We start from the raw sequence: 22,825 nt of genomic DNA, 5'->3' as shown, positions 1-22,825 counted from the left end.
GATGTATTTGATGCGAAGAAATCAGTGCGTCACGTGACCGTGGCTGCGGTGCTTGGTCACGAAGCCTAGCAGCAGACACATCACGAATACCGCCAGGTACAGGCCGTTGGCGGTGGTCAGCGCCGCGTGCGCGCCGCCTTTCGCCACGATCGGGCCGGTGACCACGAAGGTCAGCATGGTGCCGATGGTGCCGCAGGTCAGGATAAAGTTGACCAGCTTCGGCGAGGAGACCTTGGTCTGCAGCGAGCCGAGGGTGATCAGCGTGGTGTAGATGGCGCTGGAAACGAAGCCCAGAGCCATGATGTAGTAGCCCAGGTGTTCCGGATTGTCGGTGCTGACGAACAGGTACATCGCACCGGTAGCCAGCGCGGCCAGTACGGTAACGATGCGCTGCAGATCGAAGAAGCGCAGGATGAAGCTGAACACCCACATGCCGACCATGTATGAGGTCCAGAAGTCGCTCACCAGCTTACCGGCCTGGCCGATGTCCATGTTGAACGACTTGGTAGCGTACTCAGGCACCCACTGAATGAAGCCCAGCTGGCCAAGGATGTAGCACAGCGCGGCGATCGACAGGAACAGCACGCCGATGCCCCATTTTTCTTTCTCGACCGGTTGACCGGCGTCGGCGCCTTTCTTGCCCAGCACCGGGAATTCGGAGCACAGGGTCAGCACGAAGATCCCCACGTACAGCAGGCCGATGCAGGCATAAACCCAGTACCAGCCGATATGGCGAGCCAGCAACATCGCGGCGACGATTGGGAAAATCATTCCGGCCATGCTGAAGAAGGAATCGGTGAACAACAGGCGTGAACCGCGCTGGCGGCCGGCATACATATGGGTGATCAGGAAGGTGCCGATCGACATGGTGATACCGCTAACCACGCCAAGGATAAACATGCACAGCGAGAACATGGTCAGGCTCTTGCCGAGCATCAGCCCTGCGACCGCCAGCACCATCAGGACAAAGCCGAAGATCAGCTGACGCTTCAGCGGGATGATTTCCATCAGCCAGGCATTGAGGAAGATCGAAATCAAAATACCGGCGTTGAGGAAAGTAAAGGTGTTACTCATGCTGGAAACCGGCAGATTAAAGTACTCTGCAATGTTTCCCATCACCATCCCTGTGACGATCACTAAAGCACCGGTCAGCGCGTACGAAAAGAAGCTGATCCAGGTAAGCCGTATGCGGTTACTGTCATTCATTGTATAGGCCTGAATATGTCTGTTAGAGGTTTTAACGCTGGCATAAGGCCGCTGGCTTTTCCTGGCAAACGCAGAAAAAAGTCCCGATCAGGCCACCAGGGGGCGGATCCTAGCACAGACAACGGGATTTTTTGTGATGGTTGTCGATTTTTTGATGCAACCTATGAAGGGAGGGTACGCATTATTGTGATCTATTTGCGTACCGTCACAATGGAATCACGGTTGACGATCGTCGGCTCAAATGGGTGCGCTGGGGTGGTGGGGTCGATCAGCCTGCGCGCCGCGTATTGGGCCATCTCGCTGATGGGAAAATGTACGCTGCTCAACGCCGGGCGGACGAAGGGCGCGCGTTCGCCGCTGTCGTAACAGATCAAGGAGATATCCTGCGGCACCCGCAGGCGGTGCTCGTTGATCGCCAGCAGCGCGCCGATCGCCATCTCTTCGTTGCAGCAGTAGATGGCGCTGGGTCGTGCGGCTTGCTGCAGCAGGCGATCGGCGCAGCGGTAACCGCTTTCCAGATCGTAAACGCCCTCCAGACAGGCCACCGGCTCGATATTCGCCGCCTGCATCGCCTCTTCAAACCCTTGCAACCGCAGGCGGCTCGACGGGCGCTCGCGCGGCCCGCTGATGCAGGCGATGCGCCGGTGCCCGGCATCGAGCAGTTGCTGGGTCGCCATGCGGCTGGCGAGCGGGTGATCGAAGGTGACGCAGCGGTCTTCCAGCCCCGGCACCAGCCGATCGAGCAACACGAAATGACGTTGCTCCGCCGCCAGCTGGCGCAGCCGATCGTCGCTGAGAAAACGCACGTGCAGGATCACGCCGTCGCAGCGCAGGCTGAACAGCCGCTGCACCGCCTGCCATTCGTTTTCGGCGCTGTTGCGGCCCTGGGTCACCAGCAGCTGCTTGCCGTGGGATTCGGCCTCGGTTTGCACGAAGTCCATCAGCGCGCCGAAGAAGCCGCCGCGATATGACGTGGTCACCAGCCCGAGGGTATTGCTGTGGCTGGAGGCGAGCGCGCGGGCCGCCGGGTTGGGGGTGTAACCGAGCTGGGCTACGGCGCGTTCAACCTTCTCGCGGGTCGGCGCTTTGACGTTGCTGTCGCCGTTCACTACCCGCGATACGGTGGCGCGCGATACGCCCGCCAGCGCCGCGACATCTTCCAGTGTCACCATCGTCCAACTCCTGATTACGGCTAAAAAAATGGGTTCGGCGCGCCGAACCCCTGTCATACCGCGCGCAGGCGCTTACCTGAACTGCGGCAAATACGGCGCGTTTATCGTCAACACCTCGTCCAGCAACGGCTGCGCCAGATTGGCGTTGCCCACCAGCGGGTTGGCGATCAGTGCCAGCAAGCCGCTGCGGCGATCGCCGTGCACCGCGGCCTCGATGGTCAGGCGTTCGTAGGCTTTCACCTGCTGCGTCAGCGCCTGCATCGGTTCCGACAGCGGGCCGAAAGTCAGCGGATGCGCGCCCTGAGCATCGACGATACAGTTGATTTCTATCACAGCATCGTCCGGCAGGCCATGGATTGCGCCGCGGTTTGCGGTGTTGACCACTAATTGCGTGCCGAGATTATTATGGATAGCACGGATCAGCTCCAGCGCAACTTCGGAATAGAAAGAACCGCCGCGGAAGCTGAGCTGCTCCGGCTTACTGTTCAACTGCGGATCGGCATACAGCTCGAACAGCTCTTTTTCTACCTGCATCACCTGCTCGGCGCGGGTGCCGCGCTCGCCGGCGGCGGCCATCTCTTCCGCCAGCATCTCGCGGGTCTGGTAAAAATAGCGGTGGTACGGGCAGGGGATGGCGCCGAGCGCGCGCAGGAAGTCCGGCTGCCAGGGCTCTTCCTTGATGTTGTTCATGGTCAGCGCCGCGCCGTCGCACAGCATGTCGATCACCTTGGCGGTGACGTCGCGCCCCTGCTGCGTGACCTGATGCACCCAGACCATGTGGTTCAGGCCGGCGAACCGCAGCTGCACGTCGGCGTAAGGCGCCTGCAGCATGTTGGCGATCATGTGATGCATGCTGATCGGCACGTTGCACAGGCCGATGATCTTCGCTTTGGTAAAGCGAGACACCGCCTCGGTGACGATACCGGCCGGGTTGGTGAAGTTGATGATCCAGGCGTCCGGCGCCAGCTTTTCCACCCGGCGGGCAATATCCAGCATCACCGGAATGGTGCGCAGCGCCTTGGCGAAGCCGCCGACGCCGGTGGTCTCCTGGCCGAGCAGCTGGTATTTGAGGCCCAGCCGTTCGTCGGCGGCGCGCGCCGGCAGTTGCCCGACGCGGAACTGGGTCAGCACGAAAGCGGCGCCGCGAATCGCTTCATCCAGCGTGAAGTGCACGCTGACCTTCACCTGTTCCAGCCCGTGGCGCGCCAGCATGCGGCGCGTCAGGGCGGCGATGGTTCCCACTTTTTGGCGGCCTGGCTCGACGTCCACCAGCGCCAGTTCGGTGACCGGCAGCTCCTCGATGCGCTGGATCAGCCCATCGACCAGCTCGGGAGTGTAGCTGCTGCCGCCGCCGATCACGGCGATTTTGAGCGTGCTCATGGGCGGCCCTCCGTCAGCGACTGACGGCGATAGAGCTCGATCATGTCGTCGGCCAGATCCTGGATCACCATGGCGTTCATCAGATGATCCTGCGCATGCACGGTGATCAGATTGATCGCCAGCTTGCCGCAGCCTTCGTCCAGGCCGATCAGCTCGGTCTGGATCAGGTGCGCTTTCTTCACCCACTCTTTGGATTCGGCCATGTGTTTGGCCGCGGCGGCGAAGTCGCCGGCGCGCGCTTGTCGCAACGCCATCAACGCATTGCTGCGCGCGCTGCCGGAGAACACCAGCAGTTCCATGATGGTGCTTTCAAACTCGGGGCTGACTTCAGTCATCAATTCACTCACGTCATTTCTCCAGGGGTTGCGCGGCGATGCCGCCGTGGGATGCTTCAATATCCGTTCTTTTTATAATGAGAGCGCTCTCATTTATATAGAGTAACGACAATGCGTGTGCAAACTGGGAGGCAGATCGCAAAAACCGCCCCAGGGCGGCACGGGGCAAAAAATGCGTGATGCGGTTGGCAAAAAAGCCTTCTGCGCCCATACTTTCCGCAGCAAAATTCAGGGCCGCCTAGGATATGTCCCGTAATTGGGTAAATATAGGTAAATGGCTGGCACTTGCCGATACAGCTCTTTAGAATCAAAGCGCTTTTCCGTTGTTTGTCTCTCAGAGAAAGGACCCGTTAATGTTCAAACGTACTTTAGTGACCTTCGTCGCGCTGTGTTCCCTGTCCGCAGTGGCACCAGCCGCACTCGCCGCCGGTGAGACCCATGTCATGCTGACGACCTCGGCGGGGAATATCGAATTGGCGCTCGACAGCCAGAAGGCACCGGTTTCCACCCAGAACTTCGTCGATTACGTGAACAGCGGGTACTACAACAACACCATTTTCCACCGCGTGATCCCGGGCTTCATGATCCAGGGCGGCGGTTTCACCGCTGACATGCAGCAAAAATCCACCAAGGCGCCGATCAAGAACGAAGCCGACAACGGCCTGCGCAACCTGCGCGGCACCATCTCGATGGCGCGCACCGCCGACAAGGACAGCGCCACCAGCCAGTTCTTCCTGAACGTGGCGGATAACGCCTTCCTGGATCACGGCCAGCGCGACTTCGGCTACGCGGTGTTCGGCAAAGTGGTGAAAGGCATGGACGTGGTGGACAAGATCGCTCAGGTGCCGACCGGCAACGTCGGCCCTTACCAGAATGTGCCGACCAAGCCGGTGGTGATTCTGTCGGCCAAGGTGCTGCCGTAAATTTTTTGGCCGATCCCGCTGGGGTCGGCCGTCCTTCCTCCCGAAGCCTTGCCTTCATCACTGTTTTCTCCCGCGCCCCATGCTCTAATCGGCAGACAATAACCAGACCGGAAATCCGGCGTTCGCCCTTTGTTGTCTCTGGATGAGTTGCTGCCATGTATGAATTTAACCAGGTGCTGTTGCTGTTGCAGCAGATGTGCGTCTATCTCGTTATCGCCTATCTGCTGAGCAAAACCCCGCTGTTCATTCCGCTGATGCAGGTGACCATTCGCTTGCCGCACAAGCTGCTGTGCTACGTGATCTTCTCGGTGTTCTGCATCATGGGCACCTATTTCGGGCTGCATATTCAGGATTCGATCGCCAACACCCGTGCGATAGGCGCGGTTCTGGGCGGGCTGCTGGGTGGGCCGTCGGTGGGCTTTCTGGTCGGGCTGACCGGCGGCCTGCACCGGTATACGCTCGGCGGCATGACCGATGTGGCCTGCGCGATCTCCACGGTGTCCGAAGGGCTGGTCGGCGGCATCGTACACAGCATCGCCATGCGCCGGGGGCGCATCGAGCTGCTGTTCAATCCGCTGTTCGTCGGCGGCGTGGCGCTGGTGGCGGAAGTGCTGCAGATGGCGATCATTCTGGCGGTGGCGCGCCCTTATAACGAGGCGTTGCAGCTGGTGGAACACATCGCGCTGCCGATGATGATCGCCAATACCGTCGGCGCGGCGATGTTTATGCAAATCCTGCTGGACAGGCGCGCCATGTTCGAGAAGTACACCAGCGCCTTTTCGTCCAAGGCGTTGAAAATCGCCGAGCGCACCGAGGGTATTCTGCGGCAGGGGTTCGATCAGGAAAACAGCATGAAGGTCGCCCGGGTGATTTATCAGGAGCTGGGCATCGGCGCGGTGGCGATCACCGATCGCGACAAGCTGCTGGCGTTCATCGGCATTGGCGACGATCACCACCTGCCGGGCACGCCGATCGCCTCGGTGCATTCGCATCGCGCCATCGACAACAACGAGGTGGTCTATGCCGACGGCAATCAGCTCTCTTACTGCTGCTCGATCAATCCGGCCTGCAAACTGGGATCGACGCTGGTGATCCCGCTGCGCGGCGAAAACCAGCGGGTCATCGGTACCATCAAGCTGTATGAACCGAAAAGCCAGCTGTTCAGCACCATCAACCGGACGCTGGGCGAGGGCATCGCCAGCCTGCTGTCGGCGCAGATCATGGCCGGACAGTACGAGCGCCACAAGCAGCTGCTGGCGCAGTCGGAGATTAAGCTGCTGCATGCGCAGGTCAACCCGCATTTCCTGTTCAATGCCTTGAATACCCTGGTGGCGGTGATCCGCCGCGACGGCGAGCGCGCCTGCGATCTGGTGCAGTCCCTCTCGACCTTCTTTCGCAAAAACCTCAAACGTTCGGATGACGAAGTCAGCCTGGCGGACGAAATTGAACATGTGAACGCCTACCTGCAGATAGAGAAAGCGCGCTTCGCCGATCGGCTGGAGATTGCGGTATCGCTGCCCGAGGCGCTGCTGGCGGCGCGGCTGCCGGCGTTTTCGCTGCAGCCGATCGTCGAGAATGCCATCAAGCACGGCACCTCGCATCTGTTGGGCGTGGGCCGCATCGAAATCGGCGCCTGCTGCGAAGGCGAGCATCTGCTGCTGCAGGTGACGGACAACGCCGGGCTGTTCCAGCCGAAACCGAACTGCAGCGGGCTGGGTATGAATCTGGTGGATAAACGCATTCGCGTGCGCTACGGCGAAGGCTATGGTGTGCAGGTGGATTGCCGGCCGGACGCCTACACCCGCATTACGCTTAATGTCCCTATGGAGAGGGCAGCCTGATGTTAAACGCACTGATTGTTGACGATGAACCTTCCGCGCGCGACAACCTGCGCCACCTGCTGGAAGCTGAAGCGGGGATCTCGATTATCGGCGAGTGCGCCAACGCCATCGAAGCCATCAGCCAGATCCATCGGCTGCAGCCGGACGTGGTGTTTCTCGATATCCAGATGCCACGCATCAGCGGGCTGGAAATGGTCGGCATGCTGGATCCTAACCGCATGCCGCACATCGTGTTTCTGACCGCCTACGACGAATACGCGGTGCAGGCGTTCGAGGAGCACGCCTTCGACTATCTGCTGAAGCCGGCGGAGCCGACGCGGCTGAGCAAGACGCTGCAACGCCTGCGGCAGCGCAGTGCGCCGCAGGACGTGACGGCGCTGGATGAGAGCGCCGGCTACCTGAAATACATTCCCTGCACCGGCCACAGCCGCATCTATCTGCTGCGGTTCGATGAAGTGCTGGCGATCCGTTCCAAGCTGAGCGGGGTATTCGTGGTGCGCAGCGACGGCATGGAGTGTTTCACCGAATTGACGCTGCGCACGCTGGAAAGCCGTACGCCGCTGGTGCGCTGCCATCGGCAGTATCTGGTCAACCTGGAGCAGGTGCGCGAGATCCGCTTCGAAGAGGGCGGTGCGGCAGAGATGATCATGTCCGCCGGCGATCCGGTGCCGGTCAGCCGGCGCTATTTGAAAGCGCTGAAGGAGCAACTGGGGCTGCGGGGGTGACTATGCCGGCGGCCACCGGCGGCGAGTATGCACGATGGCCAATATGATGACGCGTTGAGCCGCCAATTCATAGACCAACAGATAGGACGGGGAGATGACCAGCTCGCGCGTGCCGGCTATCCGACCCGTTTTCCCGCTGGTGGGATGATGCACGAGGCGTGCCGCCGCGTCAGCGATTTTTGCATCATTTTCTGCGGCGGCGGCCGGATTTTTAAGTTCCAACCATTCATAAATCGCCAGACGATCGGCGATGGCGGGTACCGTCCATGTCAGTTTCACAAAAGTCCTTTTGTGTTTTATTGCGTTGATTTAGCTCTACGTTCGGCGAAATAAGCAGCCACCTCTTCATCGTCGGCGAACTTGCCTTCACGCAACGCCTTGCGGCTCACCTCGACCTTTTCCTTTAACCACTGGTCGTACTCTTCCTGCTGCGCCTGGCGGCTGACAAACTCGCGCATGAAATCGCGCAGCAGTTGCGAAGCCGTGCGATCGGCGGCCTTTGCCGCGCTGGCGAAAGCGGTTTTTAACTCGTCATCCACGCGGATTACCACGGTAGATTCAGACATGGTATTTACCTCGTATATACAGCGTAATGCTCACTATAACACTGGTGCTTTATTGTTCAAGCAAAGACGCTCTGACGCTAAGCGCAATCTGAATTCATCAGGCCCCGACGGCGCCCTTTTTGTTTGTCCTTGACGGGGTTACGCGGCGCTTATAGCTTTATTGCATCAACAGGCGCGTTTCGCGCCGCGTCAGCGTCAAAGGAACAGAAAATGAGTGAACCACGGATTATCGCCAAAGCGATGAAAAACGGAAAACCGGAACAGGATCTGGTGATTTTGCCGGCGTTGGCCAACCGCCACGGCTTGATCACCGGGGCAACCGGCACCGGCAAGACGGTGACGCTGCAGAAAATGGCCGAACAGTTCTCACGCATCGGCGTGCCGGTGTTCCTGTCGGATGTGAAGGGCGATCTGTCCGGCATCGGCGCCGAGGGCGTACCTTCCGAAAAGCTGCAGGCGCGCCTGGCGGCGATTGGCGTCACCGACTGGCAGCCGCAGGCCTGTACCATTATCCCGTGGGATATTTACGGCGAAAAGGGGCATCCGATCCGCGCCACCATTTCCGATCTCGGGCCGCTGCTGCTGGGGCGCCTGTTGGATCTGAACGAGGTGCAAAGCGGCGTGCTGCAGCTGGTGTTCAAAATCGCCGATGACAATGCGCTGCTGCTGCTGGACATGAAAGACCTGCGCGCCATGGTGCAGTTCGTCGGCGACAACGCCAAACAATTCCAAACCCAGTACGGCAATATCTCTGCCGCCTCTATCGGCGCCATTCAGCGCGGGTTGTTGACGCTGGAGGAGCAGGGGGCCAACCAGTTCTTCGGCGAGCCGATGCTGGACATCAACGATCTGATGAAAACCGACGCCAACGGCCACGGCGTGATCAATCTGCTGGCGGCGGACAAGCTGATCAATCAGCCGAAGCTGTATTCGGTGTTCCTGCTGTGGCTGCTGGCCGAGCTGTTTGAGCACCTGCCGGAAGTGGGCGACCCTGAACAGCCGAAGCTGGTGTTCTTCTTCGATGAAGCGCACCTGCTGTTCAACGATGCACCGGCGGCGCTGCTGACCAAGATTGAACAGGTGGTGCGTCTGATCCGCTCCAAAGGCGTCGGCATTTACTTCGTCACGCAGAACCCGCTGGACATCCCGGACAGCGTGCTGGGCCAGTTGGGCAACCGCGTGCAGCATGCGCTGCGCGCCTTTACCCCGCGCGATCAGAAGGCGGTGAAGACGGCGGCGCAAACCCTGCGCGCCAACCCGGCCTTCGATGCCGAAACGGCGATCACCGAGCTGGGCGTGGGCGAAGCGCTGGTGTCGTTCCTCGACGAGAAGGGCCGGCCGAACGTGGTGGAGCGGGCGATGGTCATCGCGCCGGAATCCAAAATGGGCATGCTTGGCGCGGAAGGGCTGAACAGCGCGATCAACAAGTCGCCGCTGTATGGCCGCTATGAAGACATGATTGACCGCGAGTCCGCCTACGAGAAGCTGTCGTCGGGTGGTTTCGCCACCATCGGCACCCCGCAGCAGGGGCAACAACCGCAGACGCAACAGCAACAACAGCAGGCGGGCGGCGGCCTGATGGATGGTTTGAACGAGCTGTTGTTCGGTTCCACCGGCCCGCGCGGCGGCAAACGCGACGGCATCGTCCAGACCGCCGCCAAGAGCATGGCGCGCGATCTCGGCCGCCAGATCCTGCGCGGCGTGCTGGGCTCGATCACCGGCGGCCGTAAAAAGTAAGCGGAAATTATCGTCGGCAGCGGCGGGTTAAATCAGTAAACTATGGCGGCGTTTTTCTCTGCCGGACCTGACATGCTGCTGCTGATCGATAACTACGACTCCTTTACCTATAACCTTTACCAGTACTTCTGCGAGTTGGGCGCCGAGGTGGTGGTGAAGCGCAACGATGAGCTGCAGCTGGCCGATATCGAGCGGCTGGCACCGCAGCATCTGGTGATTTCCCCCGGCCCCTGCACCCCGAACGAAGCGGGTATCTCGCTGGCCGCCATTCGTCATTTCGCCGGCAAACTGCCGATCCTTGGCGTGTGCCTGGGGCACCAGGCGCTGGGGCAGGCGTTCGGCGCCGAGGTGGTGCGCGCCCGCGCGGTGATGCACGGCAAAACGTCGGCCATTCGCCATCTGGGCGTCGGCGTGTTTCGCGGCCTGAACGATCCGCTGACCGTGACCCGCTATCACTCGCTGGTGCTGAAAGCCGATACGCTGCCGGACTGCTTTGAAGTGACCGCCTGGAGCGAACGCGACGGCGTGCGCGACGAGATCATGGGCATCCGCCACCGCGCTTTGGCGTTGGAAGGCGTGCAGTTCCATCCGGAAAGCGTGCTCAGCGAGCAGGGCCATCAGCTGCTGGATAATTTCCTCAACCGTTAATCCCGATGCGTTTTTTTCGCTCGTTAGGCGTTTTGCGTTTGCGCTTGGTTGGTTTTTTATGCATATTTCGTGATTATGTTTTCAATCTAACATTACGATAGCGCTGAAAAACCTTCAGGGTGGAGCCGAAAATGACTGAAAAATCCGCAGTGAGCCGCAGCACCTTTGACCAGGTGATCCTGCCTGTTTATGCACCGGCCCAGTTTGTGCCGGTGCGCGGCCAAGGCAGCCGGGTCTGGGATCAGCAGGGAAAAGAGTACATCGATTTTTCCGGCGGCATCGCGGTGACGGCGCTGGGGCACTGCCATCCGGCGCTGGTCGAGGCGCTCAAACGTCAGGGTGAGACTCTGTGGCATACCAGCAACGTCTTTACCAATGAACCGGCGCTGCGCCTGGCGAGCAAACTGATCGACGCCACCTTCGCCGATCGGGTGTTCTTCGCCAACTCCGGCGCAGAGGCCAACGAAGCGGCGTTCAAACTGGCGCGTCATTACGCCATCACCCGCCACAGCCCCTATAAAACCAAAATCATCGCTTTCTATAACGCGTTCCACGGCCGCACGCTGTTCACCGTGTCGGTGGGCGGGCAGGCCAAATACTCTGACGGGTTCGGGCCAAAGCCGGCCGACATCGTGCACGTGCCGTTCAACGATCTGGCGGCGGTGAAAGCGGTGATGGACGACCACACCTGCGCGGTGGTGATGGAGCCGATTCAGGGCGAGGGCGGCATTACGCCGGTCGACGCCGGCTTCCTCAAAGGCGTGCGCGAGCTGTGCGACCAACATCAGGCGCTGCTGGTGTTCGACGAAGTGCAAAGCGGCATGGGGCGCAGCGGCAAGCTGTTCGCCTATATGCATTATGGCGTGACGCCGGACATTCTCACCACCGCCAAGGCGCTGGGCGGCGGCTTCCCGGTCAGCGCCATGCTGACCACCGAAGAGATTGCGTCGGTGATGCAGGTGGGCACTCACGGCACCACCTACGGCGGCAACCCGCTGGCCTGCGCGGTGGCGGAGGCGGCGTTGGACGTGATCAATACGCCGGAAGTGCTGAGCGGCATCGAACAGCGCCACGCGCTGTATGTGCAGGCTTTGCAGGATATCGGCGATAAATACGGTATTTTCACCGCCATTCGCGGCATGGGGTTACTGATCGGCGCCGAACTGACGCCGCATTATCACGGCAGAGCGCGCGATTTCCTCACCGCCGCCGCCGCGCGTGGGCTGATGATCCTCAATGCCGGGCCGAACGTGATCCGTTTCGCGCCGTCGCTGGTGGTGGAGCTGCAGGACATCGAGGCCGGCATGGCGCTGTTCGAGCTGGCGGTGCAGGATGTGATCAACGCCTGAAGCCCGTGCGGCGAATAACGGGGCGCGGCATGCCGCGCCCTTATTGGTCGCGCAGTTTGCGCTTGAGCCAGATGCCGTGGTGCGGGCGCTGGCGCCAGGCCAGCGACGAAATGGTATGCATCACGCTCAGGTGCGACAAAATGCGCCGCAAATGACGTTCCATCTCGGTGACGGGCATGTCCGGATGCAGATCCGGCGGCTGCATGATGCCGCTGTTGTCACTGCTCGGGCCATCGTATTCCAACCGCTGCTGGCAGCTTTGCAGCGCAATTTCACAGGTTTGCAGATAGGCTTCCGCCAGTTTCGGCGTCAGCATGTAGTGCTCGCGCGCCAAAATGGTCATGGCGTTCAGGTGTTCGACGATGAACTGGCTGTGAGTGACCCACAGCCGCATGTCCGCCAGATAATTCGACGCGAACCCCGGCTCCTGCATCGCCTGATTGAGCGAGGTGAACAGCGCGTTGTGCGCCTGGTTGACCTGCATGCGGGTATAGGCCAATGCGGTGGCGTCCGGTTCCGGTTGCTTCAGCATCAGCCGCAGCGCGGCTTGATCGTTCTCCAGCGCCTGATGGGCATTCTTGCGCAGCAGCCCGCTTTGCCACTGCGGCCACAGCCAAATGGTGCCGCCGAACGCCAGCACGCAGCCTATCAGCGTATCGATCAGACGCGGTACCAGAAAATGCGAGCCGTTCAGTGCCAGCAGCTGCAGGGTGTAAACCGCCGTGACCGTAAAGCCAATCACCGACAGCCCGTAGTTCTTGCGCGAAACCAGGTAGGCCAGCAGCGTGATCACCAGCATGATGCTCAGCGTTTCTCCTTCCGGCAGCTGCAGCTGCAACAGCCCGGCCGCCAGCAATAGCCCGGCAATCGTGCCCAGCGCACGGTGCTGAATACGCACCCGGGTGGCGTTATACCCGTTTTGGCTCACCAGCATGATGGTGAGCAGGATCCAGTAAGGTTTCGGCAGGTTGAAGACCGCACCCAGGCTGCTGCCGACCGCCAGCGTCACCCCCAGCCGCGCGGCGTTGCGCAGGGCGGTGGATTTGAACGACAGGTAGCTGGCCAGCGCCGGCCAAAACGGCAGGCGGTGCTGGCCGGGCATCAGGTCGCGGCGGTACAGCGGATGCTGGGTGCGCAGCAGGCGGGCGATGCGGCTGAAGTGGTAATAACAAAACTGGCCGACCGGGTTATCGGGATGCTGCGCCGCCATTTTTTCCAGCGCCGCCAGTTCGTGGCTCATGGAGAAGCGCTTCGAATGTTGATGGTAGAGAATATCGTGCGCCACCACGCGCAGCCGGCCGGCGATCACCTGAGCGTTGCGGCGAATGATCGCTTCGGCCTGGCTCTGCTCCACCAGTTTTTGCACTTCCTCCGGCAGATGCAGGCTGACGGTGATGTGCTCCTGCAGATCCATCGCCACCTGAAAGGCGCGCTGCAGGCGCTTTTGTTCGAGGTTGTTGGCGTGCGGCAGGAAATTGAGCTGTTGGTATAAAAGGCTGATCAGATCCATCACCTTTTGTTGGCGTACCAGCAGCGGCGGCAGCGCGGTTTGCGGATCGGTGTGCTGGGTCAGCAACGAGTATTTGGCTTCGAAATAGTCCGCCAGCTCCAGATAGAGCTGGCTGAGCGTCTCGCGCATTGGCTGTTCTTTCCACAGCTTGAACCAGAACCAGGTGAATAAGCCGTACCAGACGGTGCCGATCGCGTACAGCAGCGGCGCCTGCCAGAGGGGTACCGTGCCGGCCGTGCTGAGGGCGAAAATGGCGGCCACCAGCGCCGCCGGCAACAGCCGGGCGTGCAGCGGGCTGATTTCGCCGGTGACGCCGAGCAGCAGCGCCAGGCCCAGCATCAGCGCCGGCAGCGGCACGTGCCACAGCAGTGCCTGTTGCAGCAGCACGCTGCTGAAGGCGAACAGCGAGCCGCCGACGATCAGCCGTTTAAAGAAGCGCTTATGCGGCGTGTCCAGACCGGCGATATTGCAGCAGGCGGGCACCAGAGAGAACATCAGGCCGAGCTGCAGCTGGCCTATCAACAAGCCGAACAGCACCGGCAGGCACAACACCAGCGTTTGTCGCAGTGCGTAGTTGACTTCCGGGTGGTAGATCAGGCGGCGCCACATGGCAGGGAGCAGATAAAAAAACGGCGCAGACTGCGCCGTTTCTTCGGGGATTAACGGGTGCCGTAGACGACAATGGTTTTGCCGTGGGCGGAAATCAGGTTTTGATCTTCCAGCATTTTCAGAATACGGCCAACGGTTTCACGCGAGCAGCCGACGATCTGGCCGATCTCCTGACGGGTGATCTTGATCTGCATGCCGTCCGGGTGAGTCATGGCGTCAGGTTGCTTCGCCAGATTCAGCAGGGTTTGCGCGATGCGGCCGGTCACGTCCAGGAAGGCGAGGTTGCCCACTTTTTCGGAGGTGACCTGCAGGCGGCTCGCCATTTGGGCGGACAGACGCATCAGGATGTCCGGGTTCACCTGGATCAGCTGGCGGAATTTCTTGTAGGAAATTTCGGCCACTTCACAGGCGGTTTTCGCGCGAACCCAGGCGCTGCGCTCCTGGCCTTCTTCGAACAATCCGAGCTCGCCGATGAAATCCCCCTGGTTGAGGTAGGACAGGATCATCTCTTTACCTTCTTCATCCTTGATCAGCACCGCGACGGAGCCTTTCACGATGTAGTAAAGCGTTTCGGCCTTTTCACCTTGGTGAATCAGCGTACTCTTCGATGGATATTTGTGGATATGGCAATGAGACAGGAACCATTCGAGAGTAGGGTCTGTTTGCGGTTTGCCGAGAACCATTCGCTGTTATCCTCTGTTGTTATCGCTGCCTTGTGTCACAGGGGTCAGAGTTCCCTGTAAAACCCGCCTGTAGCCGCAGTTATGAGCGAGGGCTACCGGCAAGTTTTGAGGCGTGTCATAAAAATACGCTGTCGCTCTAGCATATTAACTTGCCGTAAGCGCTGCAAGCTACATTCTGTTAACATACCGGTAAAGGAGCCTTTCTCTGGGCGTTTCCCTGAAATTCAGTGTCCCGGAAAGATTTATTGCGGCTCTGTTTGTAGCACAGAGTAAGGCGGGTGTCTCGTGTTGTCTCGCTTCAGCATGATTAGCATCAGGTTACGTTGCCTGTTTCTATGCGAAAGCGTACTCTGATTTTAAGAAATCAACCGGAGTGACCAGAATGCAGGCAAGAGTTAAGTGGGTGGAAGGGTTAACGTTTTTGGGTGAATCGGCCTCCGGCCACCAGGTGCTGATGGACGGCAATGCCGGTGATAAAGCGCCCAGCCCGATGGAGATGGTGCTGATGTCGGTGGGCGGCTGCAGCGCGATCGACGTGGTATCCATCCTGCAAAAGGGGCGCAACGACGTGCGCGACTGCGAGGTGAAGCTGACCTCCGAGCGCCGCGAAGAAGCCCCGCGGTTGTTCACCCATATCAACCTGCACTTCATCGTGACCGGCCAGGATCTGACCGACAAGATCGTCGAACGTGCGGTGAACCTGTCGGCGGAGAAATACTGCTCGGTGGCGCTGATGCTCAACAAGGCCGCCACGGTAACCCACAGCTTCGAGATCCGCCAACCGGCGTAATCGAGGCGGAGCGCGGCCGGCGCCGCGCTCAACGCATTTATTCGATCTTCTTGCCTTCCAGCAACCGTTGCACCAGCGGCGCCATGATCAGCTCCATCGCCAGCCCCATTTTGCCGCCCGGCACCACTAACGTATTGATGTGCGAGATAAACGATCCCTGCAGCATCGCCAGCAAGTAGGGGAAGTCGATCTGGTCCAGGCCGCGGAAGTGGATCACCACGAAGCTTTCATCCAGTGAGGGAATGGCCTTGGCGGCGAACGGGTTGGAGGTGTCCACCGTCGGCACGCGCTGGAAGTTGATGTGGGTGCGCGAGAACTGCGGCGTAATGTAGTTGATGTAGTCTTCCATCGAGCGCACCACCGAATCCATCACCGCTTCACGGGAGTGGCCGCGTTCGCCGGTATCGCGGATCAGCTTCTGGATCCACTCCAGGTTGACGATCGGCACCACGCCGACCAGCAGATCGACGTGTTTGGCCACGTCATGGTGCTCGGTGACCACGCCGCCGTGCAACCCTTCGTAGAACAGCACGTCGGTCGGCGCCGGCAGCGGCTCCCACGGGGTGAAGGTGCCCGGCACCTGATTGTAGGGCACCGCTTCGTCGTAGGTGTGCAGATACTTGCGCGAGCGCCCGGTGCCGTTTTTGCCGTAGTCGATAAAGCTCTGCTGCAGCAGGCCGAAGTCGTTGGCCTCGGGGCCGAAATAGCTGATGTGTCTGCCCAGATCGCGCGCCTTGCGGATCGCCGCGTCCATTTCCGGCCGGGTATAGCGGTGGAAGCTGTCGCCCTCCAGTTCGGCGGCGCGGATATTGAGCTGCTGGAAGATTTTACGGAACGCCACGCTGGTGGTGGTGGTGCCGGCGCCGCTGGAACCGGTCACCGCGATAACGGGATGTTTGGCAGACATGATGGTTGTCACTCCGTGTTGAATGCGCCGGCGTCAGGGGATTATTGTGGCTCTTGTTGACGCTCTCTATGTCAGGAAAAATGGCGCGCGCTGGTTTGCAATGCCCCATTGTTACCTGATTTTTTCCGTCAGTCATAGAACCGGGCGCCACTAAATTTCTTCCTGCCCGGCGCGGAATTGGCCGCGCGGCATGATGTTGACGCTCTCATGCAGTTCCGACCACACCAGCACCACTTCGCCGTTTTTCAGTTGGCGGCGCACGTCCTCCACCTTCTGCTCCAGCGAGCGTTCGTGTTCGCCGTAATCGGTGCCTTCGCGCAGCACAAAGGATTCGATCAGGCTGTTCAGGGTGTCGGTTGCCAGTTCTTGCCAGGGAATAATCACGTCGGAATGTCCAGATAAGGGGAAAGCCAGGCCGGAATGCGATGCTCCAGCCACATGTGCGGTTTTTTCAGCGTGCCGCCGACGAAGCCGACGTGGCCGCCGAACTCAGTCAGCTGATATTCGATATTGCGCGGCAGGCCGGCGACGTCGGGGATCACCTCAGGGGTCATGAAAGGGTCGTCCTTCGCATGGATGATCAGCAGCGGCGTCTGGATAGACGGCAACAGCGGCAGGGCGCTGCAGCGGCGATAATAGTCGGTGGCGTCGCTGAAGCCGTGAATGCGCGAGGTGATGGCGTCGTCGAATTCGCGGATGCGTCGCAACCCGTTCAGCTGTGACAGTTTGAGCGGCAGAGTGTCCGGGTAGTGCAACAGCTTGCGGGTGGCGTTTTGTTTCAGCTGCCCCAGCAGGTAGCGCTGATAAACGCGGGAGAAGCCTTGCTCCATGCGGTAGGCGCAGGGTTCCAGCATCAGCGGCGCCGAGACCATCACCGCCGCCTGCAGCAGGCTGTCGGCGCCTTGTTGCGCCAGATAGCAGGCCAGCATGTTGCCGCCGAGCGAAACGCCTACCGCCGCGGTCGGCACCTCGCCGTAGCTATCGCGCAGCCAGCGCAGAAAGAAGCGCGCGTCTTCGGTTTCACCGGAGTGGTAGATACGCTGCTTGCGGTTGGGCACGCCGCTGCAGCCGCGAAAGTGCATCACCACGCCGAGCCAGCCGCGCTCGCGCCAGGCGTTGAGCAGGCCGTGCGCGTAGGGGCTGTAGAAGCTGCCTTCCAGGCCATGAAACAGCACCGCGCGCGGCTTGGCGCGCGCCTGCGCCGGATCCTCGCTCCAGGCGAGATCGACGAAATCGCCGTCGGGCAATTCCAGCCGTTGCCAATGCGGTTTCAATAACACGCGGCGGCGCACCAGCCGCGGCAACAGCGTTTGCAGGTGCGGGTTACTGGCCCCTGTCAGAGGGCGAAAGGTGTTAGGCATAGGCTGAGTAAAATGTTGTGGGCGGCTATTGTGAGATCCCTAGCGCACTGTTAGCTTCAATACCAAGAATTATCAATGATACTGCAAAAAAGCGCCTTGGGTGAGGAGCACCCGTGCCATGGAACCGAGTTTATTCCTTTCGATGCTGGGCTTCCTGTGGGTCGCCGCCATCACGCCTGGCCCCAATAATCTGCTGCTGACCACCTCCGGCGCTAACTTCGGCTTTATGCGATCGCTGTGGCTGATGGTCGGTATCATGCTCGGCATGCAAAGCATCTTGCTGCTGGTGGCGTTCGGCGTCGGCAGCCTGATCCTGGTCTACCCGTCGCTGCACCTGATCCTGAAAATCCTCGGCAGCCTGTACCTGCTGTGGCTGGCATGGAAAGTCGCCACCGCCGCCTATGAAAAGCTGGAAACCGACGTGGCGCCACCGCAGCCGGTGCGGCTGTATCAGGGCTGGCTGCTGCAGTTCCTCAACCCGAAAGCCTGGCTGATGGCGCTGGGGGCGGTGGCGAGCTTCAGCCTGGCGGGCGATAAGTACAACGGTTCCATTGCGGCGATCGCGCTGGGCATTGTGGTGGTGAACATCGTCGCCGGCATTATCTGGCTGGCGTTCGGCACGGTGCTCGGCCGCCTGCTGCGCAGCAAAAAGGCCTGGATTATCTTCAACGTTTCCATGGGGCTGCTGACTGCAGCCTGTGTATTACTGATTTGGCATTAAGGAGCGGAACGATGGCGGAAAACTATTATCACGTGGTCGCCTTTACCGGTGAGGGGTTGCGCGGCAACCCGGCCGGGGTCTGCCTGCTGACGCAGCCGCTGCCGACGGAGCGGCTGCAGGCGATCGCTAACGAGATCGGCCTGCCGGAAACCAGCTTTGTCTGGGATGACGGCGATATGACCGCCATCCGCTGGTTTACCCCGGAACGCGAGGTCGATCTTTGCGGCCACGGCACGCTGGCGGCGGCGCATGTGATGTTCAGCGCGGTTAACCCGGCGCTGAAGGATATTCGCTTCAGATCGGCCGGCGGCGAGCTGTTCGTCAAGCGCGATGAGCGGGACGGGGAGCGGCTGGTGCTTGATTTCCCCGCCAGGCCGCCGCAGAAAGTCGCCGAACCGGCGGGCCTCGCGGCGCTGCTGGGCGTGCAGCCACAGGAAGTGTGGCAGGCGAAAGCGCTGCTGGTGGTGCTTGAAAACGAGGCGCAGGTGCGCGCGCTGCGGCCGGACATCCCGGCGCTGATCGCATTGGCCGGCCGCGCGGTGATCGTCACCGCGCCGGGTGACACCGTGGACTTCGTTTCGCGCTATTTCACGCTCGACGGCGGCGAGGATCCGGTGACCGGCTCCGCGCATTGCACGTTGATGCCCTACTGGACGGCGCGTCTCGGCCGCCATCGGTTGCACGCCCGGCAGATTTCGGCGCGCGGCGGCGAGCTGTTCTGCGAACTGCAAGGGGACCGCACGCTGCTGGGCGGCTACGCTCATGTGTTCTTGCACGGGACGATCGCGCTGTGATCCGCTTTAATATTACCTAAGGTAATAAAGAAGACTTTTTTATTCTTTTATCGCCCGTCATCGCTCAGATAAAACTGTCAGCAACTGAACAGATTTTTATCAACGGAGCGGAACATGGCGGGCAAACTCTTTTCTTTACGCAACGCGGCGCTGCTGGCGCTGTCGCTCAGCGCGGCCAGCGCCTACGCGGTGGACGTGACCGTGGCGTACCAGACGTCGGCGGAGCCGGCCAAGGTGGCGCAGGCGGAAAACAGCTTCGCCAAACAGTCCGGCGCGACCGTCGACTGGCGTAAGTTCGACAGCGGCTCCAGCGTGCTGCGCGCGCTGGCCTCCGGCGATGTGCAGATCGGCAATATCGGCTCCAGCCCACTGGCGGTGGCCGCCAGCCAAAAACTCCCCATCGAAGTGTTCCTCATCGCCTCGCAGCTCGGCAGCTCCGAAGCGCTGGTGGTGAAAAATGACATCAAAAGCCCGCAGGATCTGATCGGCAAACGCATTGCGGTGCCGTTTATTTCCACCACCCATTACAGCCTGCTGGCCTCGCTCAAACATTGGGGCATCAAGCCTGAACAGGTGAAGATCCTCAATCTGCAGCCGCCGGCCATCGCCGCCGCCTGGCAGCGCGGCGACATCGACGGCGCTTACGTCTGGGCGCCGGTGGTCAACGAACTGGCCAAACAGGGCAAGGTGCTGACCGACTCCGCGCAGGTGGGCGAATGGGGCTCGCCGACGCTGGACGTGTGGGTGGTGCGCAAAGACTTCGCAGAGAAACATCCCGACGTAGTAACCGCCTTTGCCGCCAGCGCCCTGCAGGCGCAAAAGGCCTACCTGGCGGCACCGGAACAGTGGCTTAAAGATCCGAGCCATCTCAGCACGCTGGCGCGCCTGAGCGGCGTGCCGGAAGCGCAGGTGCCGGAACTGGTGAAGGGGAACCGTTATCTGCCGGTGGCCGATCAGGTAGCCCAACTCGGCCAGCCGGTGGACAAGGCAATCCGCGATACCGCCGAATTCCTCAAGCAGCAGGGCAAGATCCCGCAGGTCGACAGCGACTACAGCGCTTACGTCACCGACCGTTTTGTGAAACAGGTGCAGGCTGCTCCGCAGTCGTAAGGAAGCAGGATGCTAAACGTCAATCATCTTTCAGCAGAGTATCAGGGGCGGCCCGCGCTGCGTGACGTGTCGTTCCAGATCGCCGCCGGGCAACTGGTGGTGGTGCTCGGCCCATCGGGCTGCGGCAAGACCACGCTGCTGAATTTGATCGCCGGGTTTATCGAGCCTTCAGCTGGCAGCATCACGCTGGATGGAACGCCCGTTCACGGCCCGGGTGCCGAACGGGGCGTGGTGTTCCAGCATGAGGGCTTACTGCCGTGGCGTAACGTGGTGGACAACGTTGAGTTCGGCCTGCAGCTGGCCGGCATCGGCAAGGCGCAACGCCGCCAGGTGGCGGAGCAGATGCTGCAGCGCGTGGGGCTGGCAGGCTATGAACAGCACTTCATCTGGCAGCTTTCCGGCGGCATGCGCCAACGCGTCGGCATTGCCCGCGCCCTGGCCGCCGATCCGCGTCTGCTGTTGCTGGATGAGCCGTTCGGTGCGCTGGACGCATTCACGCGCGAGCAGATGCAGGAGTTGTTGTTGACCATCTGGCGAGATACCGGCAAACAGGTGCTGCTGATCACCCACGATATCGAAGAGGCGGTGTTCCTCGCCAGTGAACTGTTACTGCTGTCGCCGGGGCCGGGGCAGGTGGTGGAGCGGCTGTCGCTGAACTTCGGCCAGCGCTATGCCGACGGCGAAGCCTGCCGCGCCATCAAGTCCGATCCTGAATTTATCGCTCAGCGCGAATACGTGCTGGGCAAAGTTTTCCAACAGCGCGAGGCCTTGCTATGAGCCTGCATTCCACTATGAAGGCCGCAGCCCAGCCGCAGGGCAAAGCGGCGCGCCGTTTCAGCGTGCCGCGCAACGTTTGGTTGAGCGGCGCCACGCTGTTGACGGTGTTGATCGTCTGGTGGGGCGTGACGGCGCTGCAGCTGATCAGCCCGCTATTTTTGCCGGCGCCGCAGCAGGTGCTGCATCAGCTGATCACCATCGCCAGCCCGCAAGGCTTTATGGACGCCACGCTATGGCAGCATCTGGCGGCCAGCCTGGGGCGCATTTTGGTGGCGCTGCTGGCGGCGGTGATCGTCGGCATTCCGGTGGGCATCGCCATGGGGCTGAACGACACGGTGCGCGGCATCCTCGATCCGCTGATTGAGATCTATCGTCCGGTCCCGCCGCTGGCCTATCTGCCGCTGATGGTGATTTGGTTCGGCATCGGCGAGACCTCGAAAATCTTGCTGATTTATCTGGCGATCTTCGCGCCGGTGACGCTCTCCGCCGTGGCGGGCGTGCGCAGCGTGGCGCAGGTGCGGGTGCGCGCCGCCCGCGCGTTGGGTGCGACGCGTTGGCAGGTGCTGCGTTTCGTGGTGCTGCCGAGCGCGCTGCCGGAGATCCTGACCGGCATTCGCATCGGGCTGGGCGTCGGCTGGTCGACGCTGGTGGCCGCCGAACTGATCGCCGCCACGCGCGGCCTGGGATTTATGGTGCAATCCGCCGGTGAGTTTCTGGCGACCGACGTGGTGCTGGCCGGCATCGGCGTGATTGCGGTGATTGCATTTGGGTTGGAGCTGGGGCTGCGCGCCCTGCAGCGCCGATTGACCCCGTGGCATGGAGTACAGCAATGAACGAACGTCTGAATATCACCCCGCTGGGGCCTTACATCGGGGCGCTGGTGGAAAACGTCGAATTGGCCCGGCCGTTGGGTGACGGCCAGTTTGAACAGCTTTATCATGCGTTGCTCAAGCATCAGGTGCTGTTCTTCCGCAACCAGCCGATCACGCCGCTGCAGCAGCGCGATCTGGCCGGGCGCTTCGGCGATCTGCATATCCATCCGGTCTATCCGCACGCCACCGACGTGGAAGAGATCATCGTGTTCGATACTCACGACGACAATCCGCCGGACAACGACAACTGGCACACCGACGTGACCTTTATCGAGAACCCGCCGCTGGGCGCGATCCTGGCGGCCAAGACCTTGCCTGCCACCGGCGGCGATACGCTGTGGGCCAGCGGCATCGCGGCCTACGAAGCGCTGTCGGCGCCGTTCAGAACGCTGCTCGCGGGGCTGCGCGCAGAGCATGACTTCACCAAGTCGTTCCCGGAGCACAAGCATCGCGGTAGCGAAGAAGAACACCAGCGCTGGCAACTGGCGGTGCAGAAAAACCCGCCGCTGCTGCATCCGGTGGTGCGCACTCACCCGGTCAGCGGCCGACAGGCGCTGTTCGTCAATGAAGGGTTCACCACGCGGATCGTGGATGTGGCGCCGAAGGAGAGCGATGCTTTACTGAATTTCCTGTTCGCTCACATCACTAAGCCAGAGTTTCAGGTGCGCTGGCGCTGGCAGGAAAATGACGTGGCGATCTGGGATAACCGCGTGACGCAGCACTACGCCAACGCGGATTATCTGCCGCAGCGGCGCATCATGCACCGCGCGACCATTCTGGGGGATAAACCTTTTTACAAGGCCTGAGGC

24 protein-coding genes are annotated in these 22,825 nt (G+C 61.0%); 13 read left to right on the top strand and 11 right to left on the bottom strand.

The genetic code is table 11. The features are described 5' to 3' along the window. Positions 1–21: 21 nt before the first annotated feature. From tsgA to ACJ8IJ_RS21740, 4 genes are all read right to left on the bottom strand, one after another. On the bottom strand, positions 22–1,206 hold the full coding sequence (tsgA, locus tag ACJ8IJ_RS21755) for an MFS transporter TsgA (RefSeq protein WP_033636290.1): 1,185 nt from the start codon (positions 1,204–1,206) through the stop codon (positions 22–24). 191 nt (positions 1,207–1,397) lie between these two features. Further along, positions 1,398–2,378: a LacI family DNA-binding transcriptional regulator gene (locus tag ACJ8IJ_RS21750; RefSeq protein WP_076741268.1), complete on the bottom strand. Its 981-nt coding sequence runs from the start codon at positions 2,376–2,378 to the stop codon at positions 1,398–1,400. Positions 2,379–2,450: 72 nt separating this feature from the next. Continuing rightward, on the bottom strand, positions 2,451–3,758 hold the full coding sequence (locus tag ACJ8IJ_RS21745) for a 6-phospho-beta-glucosidase (RefSeq protein ID WP_442518904.1): 1,308 nt from the start codon (positions 3,756–3,758) through the stop codon (positions 2,451–2,453). Then, a complete protein-coding gene (locus ACJ8IJ_RS21740) occupies positions 3,755–4,093 on the bottom strand; it encodes a PTS lactose/cellobiose transporter subunit IIA (RefSeq protein ID WP_004930342.1) in 339 nt (112 codons plus the stop codon). Before ACJ8IJ_RS21740 ends, ACJ8IJ_RS21745 begins: the two co-directional genes overlap by 4 nt. A 353-nt stretch (positions 4,094–4,446) precedes the next feature. Here ACJ8IJ_RS21740 and ppiA point away from each other — a divergent pair, with 353 nt between their 5' ends. From ppiA to btsR, 3 genes are all read left to right on the top strand, one after another. Further along, positions 4,447–5,016 (top strand): peptidylprolyl isomerase A, encoded by a 570-nt coding sequence (ppiA, locus tag ACJ8IJ_RS21735; RefSeq protein ID WP_015379288.1) that lies wholly within the window; start codon positions 4,447–4,449, stop codon positions 5,014–5,016. A gap of 155 nt (positions 5,017–5,171) precedes the next feature. Beyond that, positions 5,172–6,857: a sensor histidine kinase gene (locus ACJ8IJ_RS21730; RefSeq protein WP_004930349.1), complete on the top strand. Its 1,686-nt coding sequence runs from the start codon at positions 5,172–5,174 to the stop codon at positions 6,855–6,857. After that, positions 6,857–7,582, top strand: coding sequence for a two-component system response regulator BtsR (gene btsR, locus ACJ8IJ_RS21725; protein WP_004930351.1), 726 nt, complete (start codon positions 6,857–6,859; stop codon positions 7,580–7,582). The genes ACJ8IJ_RS21730 and btsR overlap by 1 nt, the downstream gene beginning before the upstream one ends. Here the strand turns inward: btsR and ACJ8IJ_RS21720 are convergent, their stop codons facing one another. Continuing rightward, the gene (locus ACJ8IJ_RS21720; RefSeq protein WP_015379287.1) at positions 7,583–7,861 is read right to left on the bottom strand and encodes a type II toxin-antitoxin system RelE/ParE family toxin; all 279 of its coding nucleotides are present in this window, start codon (positions 7,859–7,861) and stop codon (positions 7,583–7,585) included. A gap of 17 nt (positions 7,862–7,878) precedes the next feature. Beyond that, positions 7,879–8,148, bottom strand: a complete 270-nt coding sequence (locus ACJ8IJ_RS21715; protein ID WP_004930356.1) for a hypothetical protein — start codon at positions 8,146–8,148, stop codon at positions 7,879–7,881. 210 nt (positions 8,149–8,358) lie between these two features. Between ACJ8IJ_RS21715 and ACJ8IJ_RS21710 the strand changes: the two genes are divergently transcribed. The 3 genes from ACJ8IJ_RS21710 to argD all read left to right on the top strand — a co-directional run bounded on the left by ACJ8IJ_RS21710 (position 8,359) and on the right by argD (position 11,882). Continuing rightward, positions 8,359–9,885, top strand: a complete 1,527-nt coding sequence (locus ACJ8IJ_RS21710) for a helicase HerA-like domain-containing protein (protein WP_275095234.1) — start codon at positions 8,359–8,361, stop codon at positions 9,883–9,885. Between the two features lie 72 nt (positions 9,886–9,957). Continuing rightward, the gene (locus tag ACJ8IJ_RS21705) at positions 9,958–10,533 is read left to right on the top strand and encodes an aminodeoxychorismate synthase component II (protein ID WP_033631932.1); all 576 of its coding nucleotides are present in this window, start codon (positions 9,958–9,960) and stop codon (positions 10,531–10,533) included. Positions 10,534–10,664: 131 nt separating this feature from the next. After that, complete coding sequence (argD, locus tag ACJ8IJ_RS21700) at positions 10,665–11,882, top strand: bifunctional acetylornithine/succinyldiaminopimelate transaminase (RefSeq protein ID WP_154871804.1); 1,218 nt, start codon at positions 10,665–10,667, stop codon at positions 11,880–11,882. A 40-nt stretch (positions 11,883–11,922) separates the two neighbouring features. Here argD and ACJ8IJ_RS21695 read toward each other — a convergent pair whose 3' ends face one another. Both ACJ8IJ_RS21695 and crp read right to left on the bottom strand, forming a co-directional pair. Next, a complete protein-coding gene (locus ACJ8IJ_RS21695; RefSeq protein ID WP_442518903.1) occupies positions 11,923–14,001 on the bottom strand; it encodes a YccS/YhfK family putative transporter in 2,079 nt (692 codons plus the stop codon). 50 nt (positions 14,002–14,051) lie between these two features. Further along, positions 14,052–14,684, bottom strand: coding sequence for a cAMP-activated global transcriptional regulator CRP (gene crp, locus ACJ8IJ_RS21690; RefSeq protein ID WP_004090925.1), 633 nt, complete (start codon positions 14,682–14,684; stop codon positions 14,052–14,054). 382 nt (positions 14,685–15,066) lie between these two features. Here crp and ACJ8IJ_RS21685 point away from each other — a divergent pair, with 382 nt between their 5' ends. Further along, on the top strand, positions 15,067–15,474 hold the full coding sequence (locus ACJ8IJ_RS21685) for an OsmC family protein (protein ID WP_004930372.1): 408 nt from the start codon (positions 15,067–15,069) through the stop codon (positions 15,472–15,474). 37 nt (positions 15,475–15,511) lie between these two features. Here the strand turns inward: ACJ8IJ_RS21685 and ACJ8IJ_RS21680 are convergent, their stop codons facing one another. From ACJ8IJ_RS21680 to ACJ8IJ_RS21670, 3 genes are all read right to left on the bottom strand, one after another. Further along, the gene (locus ACJ8IJ_RS21680; RefSeq protein WP_004930374.1) at positions 15,512–16,381 is read right to left on the bottom strand and encodes a phosphoribulokinase; all 870 of its coding nucleotides are present in this window, start codon (positions 16,379–16,381) and stop codon (positions 15,512–15,514) included. A 150-nt stretch (positions 16,382–16,531) separates the two neighbouring features. Continuing rightward, positions 16,532–16,765, bottom strand: a complete 234-nt coding sequence (locus tag ACJ8IJ_RS21675; protein WP_004930376.1) for a YheU family protein — start codon at positions 16,763–16,765, stop codon at positions 16,532–16,534. Beyond that, the gene (locus ACJ8IJ_RS21670) at positions 16,762–17,742 is read right to left on the bottom strand and encodes a hydrolase (protein ID WP_442518902.1); all 981 of its coding nucleotides are present in this window, start codon (positions 17,740–17,742) and stop codon (positions 16,762–16,764) included. The genes ACJ8IJ_RS21675 and ACJ8IJ_RS21670 overlap by 4 nt, the downstream gene beginning before the upstream one ends. A gap of 118 nt (positions 17,743–17,860) precedes the next feature. Here ACJ8IJ_RS21670 and ACJ8IJ_RS21665 point away from each other — a divergent pair, with 118 nt between their 5' ends. The 6 genes from ACJ8IJ_RS21665 to tauD all read left to right on the top strand — a co-directional run bounded on the left by ACJ8IJ_RS21665 (position 17,861) and on the right by tauD (position 22,822). Then, positions 17,861–18,463 (top strand): LysE family translocator, encoded by a 603-nt coding sequence (locus tag ACJ8IJ_RS21665; protein WP_004930379.1) that lies wholly within the window; start codon positions 17,861–17,863, stop codon positions 18,461–18,463. 11 nt (positions 18,464–18,474) lie between these two features. Further along, positions 18,475–19,257, top strand: coding sequence for a PhzF family phenazine biosynthesis protein (locus tag ACJ8IJ_RS21660; protein WP_004930381.1), 783 nt, complete (start codon positions 18,475–18,477; stop codon positions 19,255–19,257). Positions 19,258–19,371: 114 nt separating this feature from the next. Then, positions 19,372–20,367 carry a taurine ABC transporter substrate-binding protein gene (gene tauA / locus ACJ8IJ_RS21655; protein ID WP_004930383.1) on the top strand — a complete coding sequence of 332 codons (996 nt, stop codon included), beginning with the start codon at positions 19,372–19,374 and terminating at the stop codon, positions 20,365–20,367. Positions 20,368–20,376: 9 nt separating this feature from the next. Continuing rightward, a complete protein-coding gene (gene tauB / locus ACJ8IJ_RS21650) occupies positions 20,377–21,144 on the top strand; it encodes a taurine ABC transporter ATP-binding subunit (protein ID WP_004930385.1) in 768 nt (255 codons plus the stop codon). After that, complete coding sequence (gene tauC / locus ACJ8IJ_RS21645; RefSeq protein WP_004930388.1) at positions 21,141–21,977, top strand: taurine ABC transporter permease TauC; 837 nt, start codon at positions 21,141–21,143, stop codon at positions 21,975–21,977. Before tauB ends, tauC begins: the two co-directional genes overlap by 4 nt. Next, entirely contained in the window at positions 21,974–22,822 is an 849-nt protein-coding gene (tauD, locus tag ACJ8IJ_RS21640; protein ID WP_442518901.1) for a taurine dioxygenase, read from the top strand. The genes tauC and tauD overlap by 4 nt, the downstream gene beginning before the upstream one ends. The last annotated feature ends 3 nt before the right edge of the window (positions 22,823–22,825 follow it).

Origin of the sequence: Serratia sp. CY40230 (assembly GCF_052168835.1) — a bacterium.
In the GTDB taxonomy this organism is placed as follows: domain Bacteria; phylum Pseudomonadota; class Gammaproteobacteria; order Enterobacterales; family Enterobacteriaceae; genus Serratia; species Serratia nematodiphila.
Note: the sequence above shows the minus strand (reverse complement) of the source record. Positions and strands in the feature narration are given on the sequence as shown.